The sequence below is a fragment of the Corynebacterium sp. genome, from assembly GCF_030532965.1.
In the GTDB taxonomy this organism is placed as follows: domain Bacteria; phylum Actinomycetota; class Actinomycetes; order Mycobacteriales; family Mycobacteriaceae; genus Corynebacterium.
This window is the reverse complement of the sequence record NZ_JAUNKC010000001.1, coordinates 154,333-174,956: the sequence shown is the minus strand read 5'-3', so window position 1 is coordinate 174,956 and position 20,624 is coordinate 154,333. Positions and strand designations below refer to the sequence as shown.

The window sequence follows — 20,624 nt, the reverse complement described above, 5'->3', positions numbered from 1 at the left end:
ATGGAAATAATCATCGCCCAGGATGGGGCTGCTGTTGCGCAGTTCGCTGCCAATATCTTCGAAAAATACATCCGAGGTGGAAAAACGTTGGGGCTAGCCACCGGATCAACACCGGTTGCCATGTACCAAGAACTCATCCGGCGGCATAAGGAAGAGGGCTTGAGTTTTAGCGACTGCACTGCCTTCCTGTTGGATGAATATGTCGGATTGGATAAAGAACACGAACAAAGCTACTACGCCACCATCCGGAGGGAACTAACCAGTCACGTTGATATTGATGATGCTCAGGTGTTTAGCCCGGACGGCACCAATCCGGATCCGGCTGCTATTGCCGCAGCGGGCCAAGCCTACGATGCTGCGATTCGGGATGCTGGGGGTATCGACATCCAATTGCTGGGGATCGGCACCGATGGTCATATCGGTTTCAACGAGCCTGGTTCCTCGCTCAGTTCTCGTACTCGGATGAAAATTCTCCATCCACAAACCATCGCCGATAATTCCCGGTTTTTTGGCTCGGCTGAAGATGTGCCGGTTCGGGTTCTCACCCAGGGCTTGGGCACCATCGGTGAAGCCGGACACCTGCTCTTGCTGGCAACTGGCGAGAATAAGGCCGATGCGATTGCGGCAACAGTTGAAGGTGCGGTATCAGCACACTGCCCAGCCTCAATTTTGCAGCTACATCAGCACGCAACCGTGATTTGTGATGAAGCAGCCGCTGCCAAACTTAAGCACAAGGAGTACTATCGCTTCGCGTTTGAAAACAATCCGGCCTGGCGGTAGTTCGATCCGTCAGTAGCTTTGGTAGGGTGCCCTCTTCCCGTGCTAAGCACTAGGGCACCGACCAATCCCATGGCCCTTTGATACGGGTTTATGATTGATAGATAAAATTCTGATAGGTGCATTTCACCAGCGGATATTCTGAATACAAAGTGTTATCAAGACATGCTGGGGATAATACCCATCGTTCGTGGTTGGCGGGTAAATTAGACTCTCATGGACAATATACAATTATTGGGACCAGCCGACATTCGGGCGTTGGCGGATACGTTGGATGTCACGCCCACCAAAAAGCTTGGCCAAAATTTTCTCCATGATCCCAATACTGTCCGGATGATCATCGCCGCCGCTGAATTAGATGATGAAACCAGTAGCCACATCGTCGAAATTGGCCCTGGACTCGGGTCGCTCACGCTAGGGTTAATAGAAAAATCCCCTAAAGTAACGGCAGTGGAGATCGACCATCGACTAGCTGCACAGTTACCGCAAACCGTCGAAAAGCACGCACCCGACTACGCCGATCGACTGAGTGTTATCGAACGCAACGCTTTAGACATCACAGCCGACGACATTGAAAACCCCACTGCGTTGGTAGCTAACCTGCCATATAATGTCTCTGTACCAGTACTTCTGCACTTTTTGGAAACTTTTCCCACCATTGTGCGAGTGCTGGTGATGGTGCAAGCCGAAGTCGCTGACCGGCTAGCTGCGCGACCAGGAAATAAAATATATGGCGTCCCCAGTGTCAAGGCGGCCTTCTACGGTGACGTGCGCAGAGCCGGCGCGATTGGCAAGAACGTCTTCTGGCCCGCACCGAAAATCGATTCCGGTCTGGTACGCATCGACTGCGTGCGACCGTATCCAGCCGAGTTAAAGGCACGAGTGTTTCCGCTTATCGACGCCGCATTCCTGCAACGACGCAAAACGCTGCGTGCGGCGCTCACCGGCATCTATGGCTCCGGAGCTGCCGCCGAAGAGGCGCTAATTGCCGCCGGAATTAACCCGACTCTACGAGGCGAAACACTCACCATTGCCGACTACATCCGACTAGCACAAGGGCATCCATAAAAATCATGTACCCCCCAACCACTGTTACCGCCTACGCTCACGGGAAAATCAATTTACACCTTGGCGTCGGATCGCTACGCAGCGACGGTTACCACGACCTGGTGACGATCTTTCAATCTGTTGATCGACACGACGTAGTCACTTTAGAGGTTATGGACGGCTTGCCAGGTGAAATCCTGGAATTAACCTGCGCCACTCGTGGCGTTCCCACCGATGAAACCAATTTAGCGTGGCGAGCGGTGGCTGCTGTTTTTGCCGCTGCGCCGGATCCGGCGGCGCTGCCTGCAGTATGCATCGACATTACGAAAAAGATTCCTACCGCGGGTGGCATGGCGGGCGGCAGTGCTGACGCGGCTGCCGCGTTGCTTGCGGCAAACCACCTGATCGGCGCCCCGCTGACAAAGGAAGAGCTATTAAAACTTGCTGCTGATTTGGGTAGCGATGTGCCATTTACTCTGCTTGGTGGTACTGCGATCGGTACCGGGCGCGGCGAAAACCTCACCACGGTGTTAAACCGTGCCACCTTGCACTGGGTATTGGCGTTTTCCTCAGCTGGTTTAAGCACCCCCGATGTCTTCCGTACCTTGGATACTCTAGGTCATACCCCGCACCTAGATTCCACCGAATTGCAACAGGCACTGGCTGCAGGTAATCCAGAAACCATCGCGGGACTACTTCATAACGATTTACAGCCCGCTGCAATCAGTCTGCAACCAGAAATTCGCACGACGCTGCGGCTGGGCGAAGAAGCGGGTGCGTTGGCTGGCATCGTGTCAGGATCGGGTCCTACCTGCGCGTTTTTATGCGCCGATGCGCAATCAGCTCAGGAGGTAGCCGCAGAATTATCGCTGCATAGTGCCGTGGCGGTGACAACCAGCCCGGCTAAGGGTGCTTATTTGGAAGAGTATTAACTAGGAATTTTATTGGGTATGTGCATATAAATATTTATCAGTTGTGTCGTGGTTCTGGTGGGCGGAAACGGATAAAGTTGTTTTTCTTCGTTGATAGACATGTCAGTGAGGTTTTCTCACCAGAGCTTCTTGTGGTTGAGGCGTAGGACAACAAGTGCGGTTTTTGCGATGGCTGTAATCATCTTCGGGCATAGGGTTACACGGCGTAGGGCTTTGAGTTGTTTGAGCATGGCGTTTGCTCGTTCTGCTGGTGCCCGCAAGCCGTTTAGACGACGGTTGTATTCGTATTCTTCATCTGTCAGATTCTTCCCTTTGATTGGTGTATATACGTTTTGACCTGCGCCGATATAACCCTTATCGGCAAGGATGCGGATATCGACATTGTTTATCTCATCAAGGACGTGCTCGCGAGCTGCGGTGATGTCGTGTGTTGAGCCAGGAGATACTGGGGATACCCATAACGGGTACCCGCTATCATCTGTCAGTACCTGTACGTTGCCGCCAAACGCTTTGTGCTTGCCGGAATACCACAGGTCATGGCGGTTTTTTGGGTTTTTTACTGCTGCGCGATTAGTTCGGATGAGTGTTCCATCAAGGCAGACGAAGAGATTATTGTTGTCTTCGGCATATCGTAAAGCGTCTATCAGGGTGGGGGATTTGGCAGAAACAACGTCCAGTGCCTCATGGATATAGCGGTAGCCTGTAGCTTGTGAAACGTCTGCATCGCGAGCAATGGCAGCGATACTGGTTGCATCATAAAGCCAGCGTAGAAGCATGATCGTCTGCATCCAGCAGGTTGCAGCCCGCTGATGCGGGCGAAGGTCATGGCGCTTCCGATGAGTTTGAAGCCAAGCGCTGATGGTACGGACAGTAGAAGTTGGGACGAAAAAGTGTGGCACAATAGCAAAGCACGCGGTGTTCCTTTCAGTTTGATTTTCCTGTAACAAAAACCATTCTGAACCTAGAATCCCGCGTGCTTTGCTATGACACACCCACAAAACCCCCAAAACCACAGGTCAACGTTTCATACGCATTTTCCTGGTGAGAAAACCTCAGTAATAAATCTCTGTCTGACTTTGTTCCGGTGCGCTTGGATTTGGTGGCTTTATGCAATGCTGCAATATATAAAAATATTCATATTTTTTAGTGAGAAAATTTCACAAAAAATCACTTGAGCTATTGACTATGATTTACATTTAGGTAGAATGAGATTCGCTACATTCCTCCGATTTTGAAAGGATGCAGAGAAATGAAGCGAACCTTATCCATTGTAGCAGCCACTGCTGCTACCTTGTCAATTATGTCAGCTGCGCCCGCTATGGCAATCCCTGCAAGTGGCGGAGATTGGGTGTATGGATCAAATAATAGCCGTGTTTGGTCTAACTACTGGCACCCCAGTGTGTGGCATGCTAGCTCGGTGCAAGGACTGTGGCGTGGAGACTCCGGTTGTCAGCCACCGCATGCGTGGGCTAATTCTAGTGCACCAGGAAGATGGTGGGCTGCTGACCATTCCTACTACCGTTTCTGCTAATAATGTGGAGTTAGACTCCTCATGACATCAGGATTGTTAACCCTGGGCAACTGCCCAGGGTTAACAATCCTAAATATTAAAGTAGGGCATTTGCATGACTTCGCAACTATATAATCACAAACTGTTTCGGCTCATCTGCATAGCGGCGGTGGTGTGCTTTAGCGTCATTTCTGCTTTTTGGTCGTGCTTATTAGCATTTAGCAATGCCACCCCGCGCACTACTGCGGCGCTACAAATCGCTTCCGTTGATGCGGAAACGTCATCCGCTGAGATTTTTGCGGCTCTTCAACAACTTAGTGATGAGCACGGATACGATATTTCCGTGTTGGCGGCGCAGGATCTTGGCGGTGAATTCGCGCTTTATACTACCAACGGGCAATCTAGCTATGACGGAATTTGGCCTGGCCAGACGATGGCCGCATTACCGATTGACCAGCTGCCCGCGCACGACCCTCGGGTGACCTATGTTGTGGAAGGCGCTTCAGAGTTTCACCAGTTGGTGCGGGATGAACTTACATCCTTAGGGGCCACAGTTCAGTTTATTCACAATCAAGAGTGGAGCTTTTTACTTGGTGGTGACCTGGGCAAGTTTCTAGCACTTGGCGTGGGGACTGTGATTTGTGCTGCCTTCTTCTTGGCGTTTGCGCATGCCAAGGGCAGCGGTATTGCACGGCTGCACGGGCATGGAATCGCCCGAATCGTGCTTGGGATTTTTGCCCCAATTCTGGTAGCAACAGTGATAGTGCTTGCCGTTTCAACCGGGATTATTGGCATCTGGCGTGGTTTTGACATTGGCTATCAATTCGGACGTTACGTTCTGGTTTTTAGTTGTGTGTTGCTTAGCGCAATAGCGCTCACCCTCGTTCTTAGCATGGGATTGCTCTCCCTAACCCCGATCACGCCGCTGCTCAAAGGCCGACTTAAAGCTGGTCCCGTTTTGGGGTTTGCCGCAGTTCTTAGAATCCTGATGGTGGGGATTTGCCTGTCGTGGGCTTCGCTGGCGATCGCCTATAACACGGAATACCGGTTGCAAACGGAAGATTTCAAGGCCTGGCAGCAGCACCCTACAAGCTACAAAACCTATGTGAATGGGGCTCTTGACGCCGACACTGTGCGCGACGCTGTTGCCCCCATTTCCCAGCAGCTTCGTGCGATGTCGTCGGCTGGCGAATTGTACTATCACAATTTTCAAGTGAAACAGGCAAGAGGAGAAAATCAGTTATCTGCCGTTGATCTCAGTGCCGACGACGTATTTGATTCCATCACGTATAACCGCACTACGGCGGTAAAATCGCTTCCCACCGAGATCCTGTCCGCGATAGACACACACCCGGCTGATTCCATCGTCGTCATAGCACCACCGACGCAACCGCAGGCATTGGAAGATGTTCGCGCACATATCCCCTTGTGTGATGAACAACCCTCCGTGTGCGTCATGGAGACTGCTAACCAGGACTATAACGCTTTTAGCTGGCAAGCTGGGGAAGGTGTTTACCAGCCGCGAGCAGTGTTGATCTCACCAGTGGTGATAGTGGTTCCCGATGATCTTCGGGGGATCTCCGATTACAATGTCAGCGCCGGGTTGACCAATAATTCCATTAGCTTCCAATCGCTTGCGCAGCTCAAGCAGTTCACCGCCAGTGACGAACTACTGAAGAATCATTTCTACCAAGCAGTACCATTGGTTCAGAAATGGAAAGAAAACCACGATGATCTGGCAATTTCTCGGTCCATGAGCTTCGTCGGACTGATGTCAAGTCTGGTATTGATCTGCATTTTCGGCTTCGCCTACGGCGGCCTTTTGGTACTTAGTTACACCCAGCGAGCCCGCAACTATCGTATTTTTGGGCTACCGCCATCTCGTTTCTACCGAAAGGTGGCATGGTGGGATCTGGCAGTGATTATAGGTTCCGCGTTATTGCTGTTGCAGAAAATAATTGCTTATCGACGCTTCGCCGCCACGCCAGCGGGCATCTTTATGCCGGATATTTTAGCTTCTTATGTTTTAAGCCCGTGGGCGGTTGCCGCGATCGGTAGTAGCATTGCCACATCAGCTGCCTTGAGTATCTACACCATTTCTAGGAAACTGTCATGATTACTGCCACTGATCTGAATAAAGCCTTCGACCGCAAAACCCTATGGGAAAACTTGAGTTTCACGGCGCTTAACGGGCAGCTGACGGCACTGACGGGCCCGTCTGGTTGTGGGAAAACCACCCTGCTGAATTGCTTAGGCACACTTGATAAACCCGACAGCGGTTCAATCCTGGTTGAGGGGCGTGAGGTCACGACCATGAACGCTCGAAAAACCCGCAAGTTTCGAGCTACGCATTTGGGTTATGTCGCCCAAGACTACGCACTGATGGACAATGAAACCGTCGCTGCCAATATTGCAGTTGCTATCCCACTAGATCAATTACATAAAAGGAAACAACTGATCGCGAGTGCACTCAAAAAGGTTGGTTTGGCCGGATATGAGAAGTATCCCGCGCATTCGCTTTCCGGTGGGGAACAACAACGCGTGAGTATCGCTCGGTTGTATGTTCGTAAGCCCTCGCTGATCTTGTGTGATGAGCCCACCGGTTCACTCGATCAAGCAAATGCCGCAATCATCATCAACGCGTTACGGGAGCAAGCCGACGCTGGTGCCACCGTAGTGATTTCTACTCACGATCCGAAAGTGATGGATCTGTGCGATAACCATATCCAACTAGCTAAGAAACACAGGTCTTAATATTCGCATCACGTGGTGGTGGCTACCCAAAGTCAAGGGGGCGTATTTTCCTGACCTCCGACACTCTGGGTACTAGGGTGAGCGCCGAGTATGGTGACCTGGTGGTTTTATGGTGTGGACGTAGCTTTTCCCCACGAGCTTTTCTTAAGTATTTCACCGGGCAATGGCTGTTAGTCCGGTGGTCACACCGGCACTCGACTTTTTCTTTTCTTTGATTATAAAGCCGACCATCACGCCACGAATAGGTCGAGCTGTCCCGTTAGGAGTCCGCACCGGTTACCCATCACGTGGCAGTTGTGCGATGCTTGAGTCCCGAATCTATGCACTGACAGCATGGAAGCGGAGGTTGTAGAAATAACGAGAGTGAGTGTGTCACAATAAGACGGCACACCAGAGCTTTGCGGTGGATAAGGAGTGATTATCCACCGCTTACACTGAAATATTCACTGTGCGTTTTTATCTCGCTACACTTACAATTTTTTAATGAGAAAACCTCAATGGCCAATCTGATCAATCTGGAAAACGTCTCTAAAACCTTTGGTTTAAAAACCCTTCTTGATGGGGTAAGCCTTGGTATTCAAACCGGTGATCGAATCGGGGTGGTGGGCATCAACGGTGGTGGGAAGACCACGTTGTTGGAGGTGCTCACGGGGATCGAGCCGCCGGATTCTGGTCGAGTGAGCCATAATAAGCAATTGCGGATGGCGGTGGTGACGCAACGGATCAATCTCTCTGATTCGGATACGGTCGCAGACGTCGTTTTGGCTCCGCTTGGGGTGCCAACCTTCGAGTGGGCAGCGAATGCACGGGTGCGGGAAGTGCTTACTGGACTTGGAATTATAGATCTGGGGTTGGATACTCAGGTTGGGCAGTTATCGGGTGGTGAACGTCGTCGGGTGAATCTAGCGGCGGCGCTGGTTAAAGAACTGGATTTGGTGGTCTTGGATGAGCCCACCAACCACCTTGATATCGAAGGGGTGCAGTGGCTGGCGGATTACCTGTTGGCGCGCAAGATTGCGCTCGTGGTGGTCACGCACGATCGGTGGTTTTTAGATACCGTCGCCACCACCACCTGGGAGGTGCACGACGGCCAGGTGGATTCCTACGAGGGCGGCTACAACGACTGGATTTTCGCCCGAACTGAACGCGCCCGCCAAGCCGACGCCGCCGAACAGCGCCGCCAGAATCTTGCACGTAAAGAATTAGCGTGGTTGCGGCGCGGTGCCCCGGCGCGTACGTCGAAGCCCCGGTATCGGATTGCTGCGGCAGAGGCGCTGATCGCCGATGTGCCGGAGCCGCGCAATAAGGTCGAGTTATTGGCTTTTGCTAAGCAACGCCAGGGCAAAGTGGTGGTGGAGCTAGAGGATGCCCGCATAGAAACCCCGGATGGGCGGATGCTTGTCGACGATCTGACGTGGCGGTTGGCGCCGGGTGAGCGGATTGGTTTGGTGGGGGTTAATGGTTCCGGCAAGACGACTGTGCTGCGGTGCCTGGCGGGGGAGTACCCGCTTAGCGCCGGGAAGCGGATTGAGGGGCGTACAGTTCGGTTGGGCTGGCTGCGCCAGGAATTAGATGATCTTGATCCGCAGATGACGGTGCTGGCTGCGGTGGAGGACGTTGCGCATTACGTGCAATTAGGCAAGAAGGAATTGTCTGCCTCGCAACTTGCCGAGCGGTTGGGCTTTAGCGCTAAGCGGCAGCGCACCCCGGTGGGCGATCTGTCGGGTGGGGAGCGGCGTCGGCTGCAGCTTACGCGGGTGCTGATGGCGGAGCCTAATCTTTTGCTTCTCGACGAGCCCACCAACGACCTGGATATTGATACGTTGCAGGAATTGGAATCCTTGTTGGATAACTGGGCGGGTACGTTGGTGGTCATTTCCCACGACCGGTACTTGATCGAGCGGATCGCGGATTCCACCTGGGCGCTTTTTGGCGATGGGACGCTTAGTAATTTGCCTGGTGGTATTGATGAGTACCTGAGGCGTCGACAAGCGTTGGCCAAGGCGGATGCGCCGAGGCACCAGCCGCAACCGGATGCCCCGAAAGCGCCGGGACGTGACTTCGCGGCCACCCGTAAGCTGCAGAAGGAACTCAGTTCGATCGAGCGTAAGTTGGATAATCGCCGGGCGCAGGTGGCGGAGTTGGAGACCCAGATGGCGGCCGCGGCGTTGGATGTGGCCCGGTTGACCGAGCTCAATGCCGATGTGCAGCAGTTGCAGGCGGAAATCTCCGATTTGGAGCTGCGCTGGTTGGAATTGGGTGAAGAGTTGGAAAGCTAACTGAGACTAGAATGAGGACTCATGATTTTAATTAACGTGAAATTCACCGCCCGCCCGGAATGCGCGGCTACGTTTTTGGACACGATTCAGTGGTACACGGATGCCACGCGCGCCGAGGAGGGCAATCTCTTTTTCGACTGGTACGTCGATCCAGCCAATCCGCAGCAGTTCATTCTGGTCGAGGGTTTTGCCGACGATGGGGCTAATGCGCATGTGTCTTCGGAGCATTTCCGCAGGGCTTGCGAGGAATTGCCGAAGTTGTTGGTGGAGACCCCTCAGATCATCAACACGTTGATCCCAGGTAAGACCGACTGGGATCGCATGGCGGAATTTAAGGTGGAAAATTAAGGTGTAACGGTGATGGCCGCAAGTGTCACAAACTAGATGACATGTGATTTGATTGGAGGATCAATTATGAATTCGATCGTTGCGACCATCGCCGCAGTGGCGGCACTCAGCTCGAACACGTCGAGCATTCCGCCGGAATTGCCGTGGATCACCGGACAACCGTCACCTACGGTGTCGACGCCGGTGACCATTCACGATCCGTTGAAGCCGGGGGCCGAAATCCTGGTGTCTGCACCGTGTTCCGATCGGGACACCCGGGCGTTGTTGTTCACCTCTTTTGGGGCTTCCGCGATCATGAGTCCAGCCGCCGATATGGGTGAGCTGATCGGCTACGTCACAGCCCCAAGCCAGATTTCCGCAGGTCCTGTGGATGGTCGACACACCGCGACGGTTGTGTGCCAATCGGGCTATTCCGGAACCGTGGTTTTCCCAGATTCCGGCAATGGCGATAACCACTAATTGGTGCGAGGTTAGTCGTGTCCATTCGGACTACTGATAGGCGAGCGACCTTTATCGCGACCTATAACGACGATTACCCGCAGGTACTCGCCTATCTTCGACGCCGCAGTGATTATGACCACGCCGCCGAGCTGGCGGCGGAGGTTTTTCTGCGTGCCTGGAGCAAATGGGAGGACGCCGCTGATCCGCCGTTGCCGTGGTTGTACGGCATTGCCCGAAACGTGCTTTTGGAGTTTTACCGTAAACGGGAGCAGGATCAGAAGCTACACCGTAAAGCGGCAGCCTGTAATACTGTGATCGCGCTTAGCGCGGTCGATGCGGTGGTCAGCAGGTTAGACGTGCTCAGTGCACTGCACGAGCTTCCCGAATCCGACCAAGAAGTGCTCACTCTGCATACGTGGGAAAGCCTAAGCCCCAAAGAAATAGCCCAAGTGTTACATATTTCGCCGGAAAACGCCCGGGTGCGGCTTCATCGCGCCCGGCAGCGGCTTGCGGAAAAACTCAAGGAACCCTCAGATGGATAACCACGACGACATCCTAGAACAATTGCGTGCAATGAATCCGGTGCCGTCTTGTCGGTTAAGCGAGGCGGATAAAACCCAGCAACGCGAAACCCTCGAACGAATACTGCCGAACGAACTGGCCGAGCGTCGACAAGCAACCCCGCGGAATCCCCGCACCCGGCACCACACGGTTAGCCGGTGGCTGTCCGCGGCCGCGACCATCGCCATTCTCGCAGGCGGCGCGTTTATGTTCCCCCGACTATTTCCCGCATCTGCCACCGCCGAAGAAATGCTCGACCAAGCTGCCAGCGCGGCGGCCAGCCAGCCGGACAGCACCGACTTCGCCGTCGGCAGCGCGGACTTCTTAGTGCGCACCGACGCCGACGACACCGGCAGCGTAACCGTGGCGTATCGCACCGGCCAAGACGGCACCACCGCCGCCGAAACCCAAGCCAGCGGTACCTTAAGCGAGGAGTTGCGCGCGCAGCTGGACAACCCACTACCAGAAACCGATACCGCGGCCGTCAACGAAACGGCAGACGTCGCCGCACTTGCGGCCGCGATCTCACCGGACTCGCCAGCGCGCGGTGCGCTGCGCCTCTTGCTTACGCCGGGGCTTGATAATCGGCAACAGAAAAACCTGTACCACTTCCTGTCCGAATTGGAGGGCAACGAATTAGCCACCGTTTATCCCGCGCGTACCCCGGCCGGGGCCGACGATGTCGTTTCCATCATCCGGGAAACCGATCGGTTGAGCTTCGATATTCTGCCCGCCACCGGGCAATTGGTGCGGGTACATGGCCTACTCGGCGAGGGGATCACCACTACCGTCACGGCCGCAGCGATCCTCAATTGCGTATCGGTCGACGGGCTAACCGGCCCGAAGGAAGTGGTTCTAAGCTGCGGCGATGCCAATTATACGGTGGATAACTTACGTTGGGACACCTGGCGTGCCGATACCGCCACCGCGCACGGTACAGCGCACATCAATGACTGCGACCCGTTCTGCGCCGAAGGGACCTTCCATCAGGCACCCGTGACGGTAACCGCTCGTGACCTGCGCGACTGCGGATACAACACCAAGGTCTATTCCAAGCTCGACATAGCCTACGAACAGCCCTGGCCGTTTACACCGGAATTCGAAACGATCGACATCGGTTGCGCAGCAAATTAGCCACTGGAATTCCTTGTATCGCTACCTATTGCGAACTACATTTAAAACCATGGCGAAAGATAAAAAGGATCCGAAAAAGCCCAAGAAAAAACACTCCAAACCCGCAAAACTGTCGAAACAAGCCTACGAAACCGAACTCAAACGGCTGCAAGCTGAATTAGTCGACATGCAACAATGGGTGGTGGAAACCGGCGCCCGGCTCGTCATCATCATGGAGGGCCGCGACGCCGCCGGCAAGGGATCGGCAATCAAACGCATTACCCAATACCTCAACCCGCGTACCTGCCGCATTGAGGCGCTTCCTGCCCCCAGCTCGCGGGAACAAGGACAGTGGTATTTCCAGCGCTATATCGAACGGTTGCCCACCAAGGGGGAGATCGTTATCTTCGACCGATCCTGGTATAACCGCGCCGGGGTAGAGCGGGTGATGGGCTTTTGCACATCGCAGGAATACCGGCGGTTCCTGCACCAGGCCCCGATTTTTGAGCGTCTCCTCGTGGAAGACGGAATCATGTTGCGCAAATACTGGTTCTCGGTGTCCGACGATGAACAAATCGCTCGCTTTAAGTCCCGCCGCAACGATCCGCTGCGCCGGTGGAAGCTATCCCCCATGGATTTGCAGTCGATTACCCGCTGGGAGGATTACTCGCGGGCGAAAGACGAGATGTTCATCCACACCGATATCCCCTCCGCCCCGTGGTACACGGTGGAATCGGAGGACAAGAAGCGATCTCGGATCAATGTGATTTCTCACCTGTTGTCGACCATTCCGTATGAGAAAATCGACCGACCGCTTCCAGAGATTCCTAATAGGCCAAGCTCCGAGACCGGTTACGAACGGCCACCGCGTTCGGATTTCCGCTATGTGCCTGATGTTGCCTCGGAACTGGAGCTTAAGAAAAACCGCGAAAAGTAACTCGTGACTATAGCCGGGTGTGGTGCTAGTAATGCCGCACCCGGTTTAATAATTCCCGGCTAGGAGCTTTTGCAGTTCGGTAACCACTCCGTTGTCGGTATTGGCAGGCGCGAGGAAATCCGCCGCTTTGATGATGTCCGGATGCGCATTAGCCATGGCATACGACCGGCCAGCGGCAGCCAGTAGCTCGGTATCGTTAAGATAATCGCCAAATGCGACCGTCTGCGCCATCGGTACGCCAATGGCGGCGGCCAATTGGGTAAAGGCTATTCCTTTATTCGCGGCAGGGTTGAACATATCAATCCAGTGGTGGCCGGATATCGCCACCGTCAGGTCTTCGGCCACCTCCCGCATGATGGGGGCAGCAACTTTCTCGGCATCGTCGAAGATTAGTAAGGCGATTTTAATGACCTCATCATTGATGCATTCATTGAGGTCGGCGACTGTGCGTAACCGCGCATAATACGGTTCGCATTGGTCGAGAAACGGCCGGTCGGTTCGATTGATAAACGCCCCGTCGGTGCGGCATACAACCAAGCCCCAATCCAGAGAATCAGTGGCGGAGACGGTATCAATGATGGCACCTGCGGATTCGGGGTTGATCGTCGTGGTCGAGATGATTTCGCCCTCGTGGTAGACCACGGTGCCGTTTTCCGCGATGATCGACACTGGGAAACCCGCAGGTTCAAACTGATCCATGAGGGTGTAGAGCTGTCTGCCGGATGCTGGTGCAAAATGCACCCCTTCGTCATGCAATTGCCTCAGTACGGGCCAAAATTCTGAAGGGATGCGCCGCTGGCCGTCCAGTAACGTTCCGTCCATATCGGTGGCCACCAACCGGTAATGCATATGTTGTGATCCTTTTTGAATTGTTTTGATTATTTCCAGTTGTTTTTAGTTCTGGGGTTACGCTCAAGACTACATGCATAAATCGCTGCACGAAGAAAAGTGATATGGAACACTGGTTGCCATGACCGAAAACTTTATTCTTAGCCGAGTAGACAACCAGACCGGGATCTTGGAACTCAATCGCCCGCGGGCACTCAATTCCCTCAACCCGGACATGATCGACATCATCGACACCCAGTTAAAAAAGTGGGCAGCGGACGACACCGTCACCCAGGTGATCGTGTACTCCAATTCCGAAAAAGGGTTCTGCGCTGGTGGCGACGTTCGATTCGCCCGCGACGTTGTCGTGGCTGGCACGCCGGAGTTGGCCGATAAATTCTTCGCCATCGAATACGAAATGAACGGCGACCTGGCGCATTTCCCCAAACCGTATATCGCCATCATCGACGGGGTAGCGATGGGCGGCGGCCTCGGGATTTCTGCGCACGGTAGTCACCGCGTCATCACAGAAAAGGCATTCGCCGCTATGCCGGAAATGGCTATCGGCTATATCCCAGATGTTGGGGTGCCATACATGTTGCAGCGCATGGTTGGTGAACGCGGCGTCGCCTCACCGGCGGTGGCATTGTTCCTGGTGCTCACCGGCTGGCGGTTAAGCCCCGCCGACATGATGTGGTCGGGGTTGGCCACCCACTTTGTGCCCCATGCCGACATTGCTCGTTTCCAGCAGTTGGCCATCACCGAGGGCATTGCTGCGGCGGTGGCGCGGTTTGCCCAAGAGGAGCCGGAGTCTTCGCAGCTCGCCGAGCTTGTCGACGACATCGAGGCGACGTTCAGCTTCGATAGCTGGTCGGAAATCGAGGCGGCATTGGCACACCACCCGAACCAGGATTTCGTCCGCATCGTTTACGAACACATTGACAAGTCCAGCCCCTCGGCGATTGTTGCCGCCACCGAATTGATGGCTGCCGCCGCGAAATGCAGCGACATTCGTCAGGAATTAGCCCTAGAAACCGCACTCGGTGAAGTGATCCGACGGGAACCAGACTTCGCCGAGGGCATCCGGGCGGTTTTGGTGGATAAATGCCGTAACCCGGAATTCCGCCCGGCGACGTTTGCCGAGGTGGATCCCGAAAAGTACCGGGCAGTGCTGAAGCCGCTAACCCCGTAACTGGTGGTAGCTGGCGACTGCCCGCTCATGGTCGACATGCGGCGGTGTTGGGATGGCCAACACCGCTTGGGTGGCCTCCATGTTTTTAGCGGGAAGCCGAAGCGTCGGGCCATCGGCGAGCACCAGCGCCGTGGTGTCGTCGTCAAGCTGGACGAAAACGTGCGTCCAGTGCCGCAGAATACGTTTCGCAGCGCAATCCAGGCCCATCTCGGCGGCTTCCGAAACGGGGATTTCGGTGCGAAGAAATTCCGACACCCCGTTATCCACCGCGAACTGTCGCAGCACCGGCTCATCCGCCCACCGGAACACATTGTCGGTGATCGTACCGACTAAAATGCCGTGGGCAGTAACGGAATCGTTAATGATCAGAGTACTGGTTTCCGGCTGGAAAGCGACAAGCGGGGCGGGGTAATTTCCGTCGAAGAACAATTGATGCTCGGCGGAGAAATAAAACGCGTCGGCAACCACATCCCTAAACGACAACTGGCCCCGGACTCGACGCTCCTTCAGGTCGACGACGGTGCCATCTTCAAAGGTGATCGTGTCGTCGTCGACGTGAATGCTGAGCTGATTTACGGCACTGAACGCTAAAATGGCCCGTTGAATATCCATCGTCTCAGGCATCGCGGCTAGGCCCACGCACAGCGCGGTACGCGGATGCAACGCGGGAAATTCATGACGATCGATCAACACCACATCAGTGGAGCCATCGGTTTGGGGGACTAAAAAGCTAGGGCCGTTGTTATGCAGCGTGCGGGCGGCGGCGATCATGTCGTCACTGGGCCAGGTTCCCAAGAAGCCGAATTGCGGTTCCTCAACCCAGGACCAGGTTGTGCGATCGGCATCGATGCGAGCAATCACTGTGGCGTCGAAAACCTGCGTTTCCTTGCCGTAATGCAGGACTACTTCATAACCATCACCTTGTGGATTGTATTCCACCTCCGTGATGGTGCCTCGCAGCCGGAACATATCATCGATGCCTGCTTGAGTGATAAAACCATCGGTAACAACATCACTCAGTGATAAAGGCGCACTTAGAAACACCGGAGATCACCATAACCTTTCCCTATTGGGTTTTAAGTTTAGCGCCGCAACTGGGCGAATGCTTCATGAACGAGGGAAACAGCCTTCTGCTTTCCCTCGTTGTGATGGTACGAATAATAGAAATCCAACGCTAGCTTTGCGGTGCTGGCCGCAGCTGTCAATTGCGCCCGTACCCCCAGCGGGCTTAACTCCGGATACAATGCCTGGGTTTTCTCCAAAACCCGCTGTTGCAATTCCATGACTCCATCGAAGCGTCGTTCCTTATTGTAAACGTCGAACTGTTCCCGCATGAGCTTCAAGGAGAAAAAAGACTCAAGATCCTCATCGGCCACCTCTAGATGCTTCACCACGGCCTCCTCCACCGCATCAATGAGATTGCCTCGCTGCGTCAAACCGGTGATGGTGTCGATGAGATTATCAACGCACAGGATCGCGAACTCGATGATCGCATCGTTTTTGGAATCGAAATAATTATGGAACGTGCGTTGCGATACCCCCACCTTCATGGTGATCGCGGCGATACTCATTGCCTCCACCCCGCGATCTCGCGCAATTTCGGCGGCGGCGCGTGCGAGTGCCTTGCGGGTTGCAGCTTTCTTCGCTTCTCGGATTTCTCCCACGCGCTAGCTCCTTGATTGACGATGAACAATAGAGGTACTGGATGTGACGAAAGAAAATGGTAATCGAAAGTTGTCCCCTCATGGGGTGGTCAAGCCTAAAAAATTTTTCCACCGCCTATTTCAGCACTAAAGGGTAGCTTTTGTGCTTTTTATTGTGGTGTTCGGGGGTGAAGGGCGGGGGATAACCAGCTCTCATTCCTAAAAGTCGGGCGCTAGTGGGAAGCCGATGGCGATCGCCTCTTCTTTGAGCATCGCCCAGTCATCAAAATCCGGTGCCAATTGGGTAACCTGCGCCCGGCTGAGTGGGTGGTGGGCATAAATACCGGCAATGACATCAAGTGCACCGGATTGCTCCAGCCCGGGTTGCTCGTCATAATAATCCACCGCCCAGTCACGATAGGTGGCCGGATCGCCGTCGAAAAAGCCCAACCAGAAATCGCTGACCCCCGCTTCTGCTTCGGCACCCTGCCACTTTCCGTCAGATAATGAGTAGAAACAGAAGGAACTACCAATCGTTGAAACCGGCTCCCCGAAATAGAATTCAGAGAAACAGTCCGGGACATCACCGCCGACCAGGTCACCGGTGGCTGCCGACGTCCCATCTATGCAAAAGCCATTGATGGCTACACCTTCCGGCTGGAAAACAATCAGCAGGCTATCGCCCTCGCCATCGCGACCCTCCACCGATTGCTCGTTATCGGACCAGTCCGGGGTGAAGGAAAAATAGCGATCCGACCATTCGGGACCATTGATCGCCTCCACTATCGATAGCGCTTGGGCGCGGCGATACAGTTCGGACGTAGTGAGTTGGGATAATACTGGCGGAATAGACATTAGGTTTCGCCTCCTAGGGCTAGCTGGGTGGAGCTGACAAAAGCTCATGATAATGCCGCACGCAGGTATCCAGGAACACTGTGAATTTCGACGCATACACAACACCCGCAATGGGGTTGATTATCTGCCCACACACCCCACCTGGGCCGGGGTGAAAATCGATAAACAGTTCCGTGCTCACACCATCGGTTCCAAACCACAACCAATGAGAGAGCGGAACAGTGGGATCGATACGAGGATCGAAATGTTCCGGCAGTCTGGCGTCGAAAAGCTCACCAATAGTGCCAGCCGACTTGTCACCCCGGGATCGGGGATGCGAGAAATCGGCGCCGTCGAGTACTGCCCAGCTGGGCAGCAAACTTGCCGCGTTGTTGGTTGGCCACCGAAAAAGCGGAAGCCCAGGCCCGGAGGTCGATGGTGGCGGCCACGTGCCGTCAACGTGGCGGTACAAGTCCAGCAGCTCCGGTGGCGCAAGCGGGTAACGGTTTAAAATCGCCGCCAGATTCGCTGCGGTGGCAGGTGGCGGTACTTCCATTTCGTGGCCGCTGCGGCAGCTGGCGGCGTAGGCCAAGCCGTAGCGCAACAGTGGCGGGGTGGGAGAAGACATGGTGGGAGAAAGATGAAGAACGCTACTCATAGCGCCAGTAGGCGGCGCTGGTTTCGGTGACATCCACGAAATCTGTCGTTACAATGCGGCAAGCCGCCCCGCCATAGGAACTACGGCCGTAGCTTAAAAATGGTTGGAGACGACGGGGCGGCCGTGAAGGAGAAGAACTAGCTAGAGCTCCTTTTGATCGATGCGCTGCGGCAAGACGATGGGGCGTGCGCCAGCTACTTCCTCAACGATGCGTACTACCTGGTTGGAATAGCCGAACTCATTGTCGTACCAAACATAGAGCACCAAGTGGTTTCCGTTGGCGATGGTGGCTAGGCCATCAACGATGCCAGCGTGGGTGGTGCCCACGAAGTCGGTGGATACCACCTCCGGGGACTGGATATAGGAAATCTGCTGCCGAAGGTTGGAGAAAAGCGCCACCCGATCCATCAACGCGTTGACCTCATCGCGGGTTACTTCCTTTTCCAAGGTGAGGTTGAGCACCGCCATGGACACATCCGGGGTAGGTACCCGAATTGCATTACCGGTCAGCTTGCCTTCCAACTCTGGAAGTGCCTTAGATACCGCCTTGGCTGCACCGGTTTCGGTAAGCACCATGTTCAAACCGGCTGCGCGGCCGCGTCGTTCGCCCTTGTGGAAGTTATCAATGAGGTTCTGGTCGTTGGTAAAGGAGTGGACGGTTTCCACATGCCCATACTTCACGCCGTAGTGGTCGTTGAGCACCTTCAGAACCGGGGTGATTGCATTGGTGGTGCAGGAAGCTGCGGTGATGATTTCATCAGCATCGGTGATGTCATCGTGGTTGATGCCATACACCACGTTCTTCAAATCGCCCTTACCCGGTGCGGTGAGGATAACGCGGGCAACGCCCTTGGACTTCAGATGCTGGCTTAAACCTTCCCGATCGCGCCACCGGCCGGTGTTATCAACGACGATGGCGTCAGAAATGCCGTAGGCGGTGTAATCGACGGTTGCCGGGTCATTGGAATAAATCACCTGAATCTTGGTGCCGTTGGCCCAGATAACATTGTTTTCCTCATCGACGGTGATGGTTCCGTTAAACGCGCCGTGCACCGAGTCGCGGCGCAGCAGCGACGCCCGCTTCTGGAGGTCCTTATCGCCATTCTTGCGTACGACGACCGCCCGTAGTTTCACGGAACCGTAGGCAGCCTCCCGGGAAATGAGGATCCGTGCCAGAAGGCGACCGATGCGGCCGAAGCCGTAAAGAACAACGTCGCGAGACTCAGGCGTGGACGTACCGTCAATGACGTCCGCCAATTCGGTGCGGAGGAACTGGGTGAGGTCGCCGCCGGTTTCGGCGTACTTTACCGCCAGGCTGCCGAGATCGATGGAGGCGGAACCGAGATTGAGCTCAGCTAGCGCCTGCAAGATCGGCAGGGTGTCGCGGGGAGAAAGCTCAGTGTCGGTTGCGAGCCGCGAATAGCGGTGTGCTTTGATGATGTCGATATCGGTGACGTCGATCAGCAGCCGACCAAAGATGGAGGTCACAACGTTATTGGTGCGGTGTAAGGTGTGAATCAGCGGCAGCATCTGTTGCGCCGATTCGAGTTTTTCATTCCAGTCCTGAGCCATGTGGGAGTTTTTCCTTGCAGCTTAAAAGTGTGGATAGGTGAGAATCAGATCGGACTTACAATAGTGAAAAAGTCCAGTGCAGGTGCGACAGTGTGTGCCGCACGTACCCCCAAGATATTAGTGCACTTTAAGGTTTTAGTGTTTGGAATGGGGGTATTAGTTTCCAAAGATTACGGGTTTAATCCGTCACACCTTTTGTGCGCGGTGTGAACCATATAGTGCGGTTTTCGCTTTTCGACGCTGGCGTGCCGGACCGAACGGGGGTGCGCCGCAGCGGCGTCGACAAGCAAGGGGGCCAAACGGCCCATCGAAGCAGGGGCTTTCCCGCCCAATGTTGTGGTGGCGTGCCGGGGGCTACACTATGGGGATACGTCAAGGCGCAGTCAACGTCCGCAGTGTGGATTTTCGGCAGTGTCCTGGCTGGTGTGGTCATACTTAAAAAGTCATGGCCACGAACCGATTAAGAGAAAGTTTAAGGATTAGCTTCTATGTGGCATGCGGTGACCTACGCCCTGTTAGATTCCATCAACGTATTACTTATCGGGGTCATCGTCGCCATCGGCGTTATGCTGCCAGCCGCAGCGCGCTACAACCGAATAGCTTTTCTTTTGGTAGTGGGCGACTGGCTGGGGGTCTTCCTGCTGGCCCTGTTTACAATGTTCGTCTTCGATGGGATCGGTGAACCCGTCAAACGGCTGGTGGAATCGCCCGCGTTCGGCATTATCCTCATCATCGTGGGTGTGGCAAGTGCCATTCTTACGTGGCGGGGCGGGGATTCCTCGGCGCTGATGGCGAAACTGCTGCCGCCGCTGCAGCGCCCCTCGATCAAGACGTTTGTTGCAGGTTTGATCTTAGGTCTGGTGCAATCGGCAACCTCAGCTCCGTTCTTTGCCGGCATCGCGGTGCTCAGCGCCGGAGATTTCTCAGTCGCCGTGCGCTACGTGGGAATGATCTTCTACGCAAGCCTGGCGCTGTCGCTCCCGGCGGCGACCGCAGTGGCGGTGGGGATCGTGCGTCGGGCACCAAATAGTGGATTAGGCCGACTATTTGAACGAGTACGGACCCATAAAGAACAAGCCAACGCCGTGGCTGGTTACCTGGTGGCGGTGGTGCTCATCGTGATGGGTATTCTGCATCTGTAAAAAACAATCCGTAGCTAAAAGCAGTGGCGCGCACCACACGGTAACTGTACGATAAA

The 20,624-nt window shown here is 54.7% G+C and carries 21 protein-coding genes; 14 read left to right on the top strand and 7 right to left on the bottom strand.

Annotated features, from left to right (window positions below; genetic code table 11):
- From nagB to Q4D85_RS00800, 3 genes are all read left to right on the top strand, one after another.
- Complete coding sequence (gene nagB / locus Q4D85_RS00810) at positions 1 to 780, top strand: glucosamine-6-phosphate deaminase (RefSeq protein ID WP_303197546.1); 780 nt, start codon at positions 1 to 3, stop codon at positions 778 to 780.
- A gap of 213 nt (positions 781 to 993) precedes the next feature.
- A complete protein-coding gene (rsmA, locus tag Q4D85_RS00805) occupies positions 994 to 1,845 on the top strand; it encodes a 16S rRNA (adenine(1518)-N(6)/adenine(1519)-N(6))-dimethyltransferase RsmA (protein ID WP_303197544.1) in 852 nt (283 codons plus the stop codon).
- 5 nt (positions 1,846 to 1,850) lie between these two features.
- Positions 1,851 to 2,756: a 4-(cytidine 5'-diphospho)-2-C-methyl-D-erythritol kinase gene (locus Q4D85_RS00800; protein ID WP_303197543.1), complete on the top strand. Its 906-nt coding sequence runs from the start codon at positions 1,851 to 1,853 to the stop codon at positions 2,754 to 2,756.
- A gap of 116 nt (positions 2,757 to 2,872) precedes the next feature.
- Here the strand turns inward: Q4D85_RS00800 and Q4D85_RS00795 are convergent, their stop codons facing one another.
- Positions 2,873 to 3,544: a transposase family protein gene (locus Q4D85_RS00795; protein WP_303197542.1), complete on the bottom strand. Its 672-nt coding sequence runs from the start codon at positions 3,542 to 3,544 to the stop codon at positions 2,873 to 2,875.
- A 461-nt stretch (positions 3,545 to 4,005) separates the two neighbouring features.
- Here Q4D85_RS00795 and Q4D85_RS14500 point away from each other — a divergent pair, with 461 nt between their 5' ends.
- From Q4D85_RS14500 to ppk2, 9 genes are all read left to right on the top strand, one after another.
- A complete protein-coding gene (locus tag Q4D85_RS14500; RefSeq protein ID WP_368502222.1) occupies positions 4,006 to 4,287 on the top strand; it encodes a lactococcin 972 family bacteriocin in 282 nt (93 codons plus the stop codon).
- Between the two features lie 94 nt (positions 4,288 to 4,381).
- On the top strand, positions 4,382 to 6,382 hold the full coding sequence (locus tag Q4D85_RS00790; protein WP_303197541.1) for a hypothetical protein: 2,001 nt from the start codon (positions 4,382 to 4,384) through the stop codon (positions 6,380 to 6,382).
- Positions 6,379 to 7,020, top strand: a complete 642-nt coding sequence (locus Q4D85_RS00785; protein WP_303197540.1) for an ABC transporter ATP-binding protein — start codon at positions 6,379 to 6,381, stop codon at positions 7,018 to 7,020. The genes Q4D85_RS00790 and Q4D85_RS00785 overlap by 4 nt, the downstream gene beginning before the upstream one ends.
- 497 nt (positions 7,021 to 7,517) lie before the next feature.
- Entirely contained in the window at positions 7,518 to 9,299 is a 1,782-nt protein-coding gene (locus tag Q4D85_RS00780; RefSeq protein WP_303197539.1) for an ABC-F family ATP-binding cassette domain-containing protein, read from the top strand.
- Positions 9,300 to 9,320: 21 nt separating this feature from the next.
- Complete coding sequence (locus tag Q4D85_RS00775; protein WP_303197538.1) at positions 9,321 to 9,647, top strand: putative quinol monooxygenase; 327 nt, start codon at positions 9,321 to 9,323, stop codon at positions 9,645 to 9,647.
- A 66-nt stretch (positions 9,648 to 9,713) separates the two neighbouring features.
- Positions 9,714 to 10,106 (top strand): hypothetical protein, encoded by a 393-nt coding sequence (locus Q4D85_RS00770; RefSeq protein WP_303197537.1) that lies wholly within the window; start codon positions 9,714 to 9,716, stop codon positions 10,104 to 10,106.
- 17 nt (positions 10,107 to 10,123) lie between these two features.
- Positions 10,124 to 10,630, top strand: a complete 507-nt coding sequence (locus Q4D85_RS00765; protein ID WP_303197536.1) for an RNA polymerase sigma factor — start codon at positions 10,124 to 10,126, stop codon at positions 10,628 to 10,630.
- On the top strand, positions 10,623 to 11,783 hold the full coding sequence (locus Q4D85_RS00760) for a hypothetical protein (RefSeq protein WP_303197535.1): 1,161 nt from the start codon (positions 10,623 to 10,625) through the stop codon (positions 11,781 to 11,783). Before Q4D85_RS00765 ends, Q4D85_RS00760 begins: the two co-directional genes overlap by 8 nt.
- A gap of 49 nt (positions 11,784 to 11,832) precedes the next feature.
- Positions 11,833 to 12,699 carry a polyphosphate kinase 2 gene (ppk2, locus tag Q4D85_RS00755; protein ID WP_303197533.1) on the top strand — a complete coding sequence of 289 codons (867 nt, stop codon included), beginning with the start codon at positions 11,833 to 11,835 and terminating at the stop codon, positions 12,697 to 12,699.
- 45 nt (positions 12,700 to 12,744) lie between these two features.
- Here ppk2 and Q4D85_RS00750 read toward each other — a convergent pair whose 3' ends face one another.
- Positions 12,745 to 13,548, bottom strand: a complete 804-nt coding sequence (locus tag Q4D85_RS00750; RefSeq protein ID WP_303197531.1) for an HAD family hydrolase — start codon at positions 13,546 to 13,548, stop codon at positions 12,745 to 12,747.
- Between the two features lie 121 nt (positions 13,549 to 13,669).
- Here Q4D85_RS00750 and Q4D85_RS00745 point away from each other — a divergent pair, with 121 nt between their 5' ends.
- Positions 13,670 to 14,719, top strand: a complete 1,050-nt coding sequence (locus tag Q4D85_RS00745; protein WP_303197530.1) for an enoyl-CoA hydratase/isomerase family protein — start codon at positions 13,670 to 13,672, stop codon at positions 14,717 to 14,719.
- On the opposite strand, the gene Q4D85_RS00740 is transcribed toward Q4D85_RS00745, so the two are convergent.
- The 5 genes from Q4D85_RS00740 to Q4D85_RS00720 all read right to left on the bottom strand — a co-directional run bounded on the left by Q4D85_RS00740 (position 14,708) and on the right by Q4D85_RS00720 (position 19,426).
- Positions 14,708 to 15,688 carry a DUF6882 domain-containing protein gene (locus tag Q4D85_RS00740; protein WP_303197529.1) on the bottom strand — a complete coding sequence of 327 codons (981 nt, stop codon included), beginning with the start codon at positions 15,686 to 15,688 and terminating at the stop codon, positions 14,708 to 14,710. The two genes, Q4D85_RS00745 and Q4D85_RS00740, sit on opposite strands and share 12 nt — an antisense overlap.
- 113 nt (positions 15,689 to 15,801) lie before the next feature.
- Entirely contained in the window at positions 15,802 to 16,383 is a 582-nt protein-coding gene (locus Q4D85_RS00735; RefSeq protein WP_303197528.1) for a TetR/AcrR family transcriptional regulator, read from the bottom strand.
- A gap of 198 nt (positions 16,384 to 16,581) precedes the next feature.
- The gene (locus tag Q4D85_RS00730; protein WP_303197527.1) at positions 16,582 to 17,217 is read right to left on the bottom strand and encodes a hypothetical protein; all 636 of its coding nucleotides are present in this window, start codon (positions 17,215 to 17,217) and stop codon (positions 16,582 to 16,584) included.
- Between the two features lie 19 nt (positions 17,218 to 17,236).
- Positions 17,237 to 17,887, bottom strand: coding sequence for a hypothetical protein (locus Q4D85_RS00725; RefSeq protein WP_303197525.1), 651 nt, complete (start codon positions 17,885 to 17,887; stop codon positions 17,237 to 17,239).
- 108 nt (positions 17,888 to 17,995) lie between these two features.
- Positions 17,996 to 19,426 (bottom strand): glyceraldehyde-3-phosphate dehydrogenase, encoded by a 1,431-nt coding sequence (locus Q4D85_RS00720; RefSeq protein WP_303197524.1) that lies wholly within the window; start codon positions 19,424 to 19,426, stop codon positions 17,996 to 17,998.
- A gap of 488 nt (positions 19,427 to 19,914) precedes the next feature.
- Between Q4D85_RS00720 and Q4D85_RS00715 the strand changes: the two genes are divergently transcribed.
- Complete coding sequence (locus Q4D85_RS00715; protein WP_303197523.1) at positions 19,915 to 20,568, top strand: GAP family protein; 654 nt, start codon at positions 19,915 to 19,917, stop codon at positions 20,566 to 20,568.
- Positions 20,569 to 20,624: the final 56 nt, after the last annotated feature.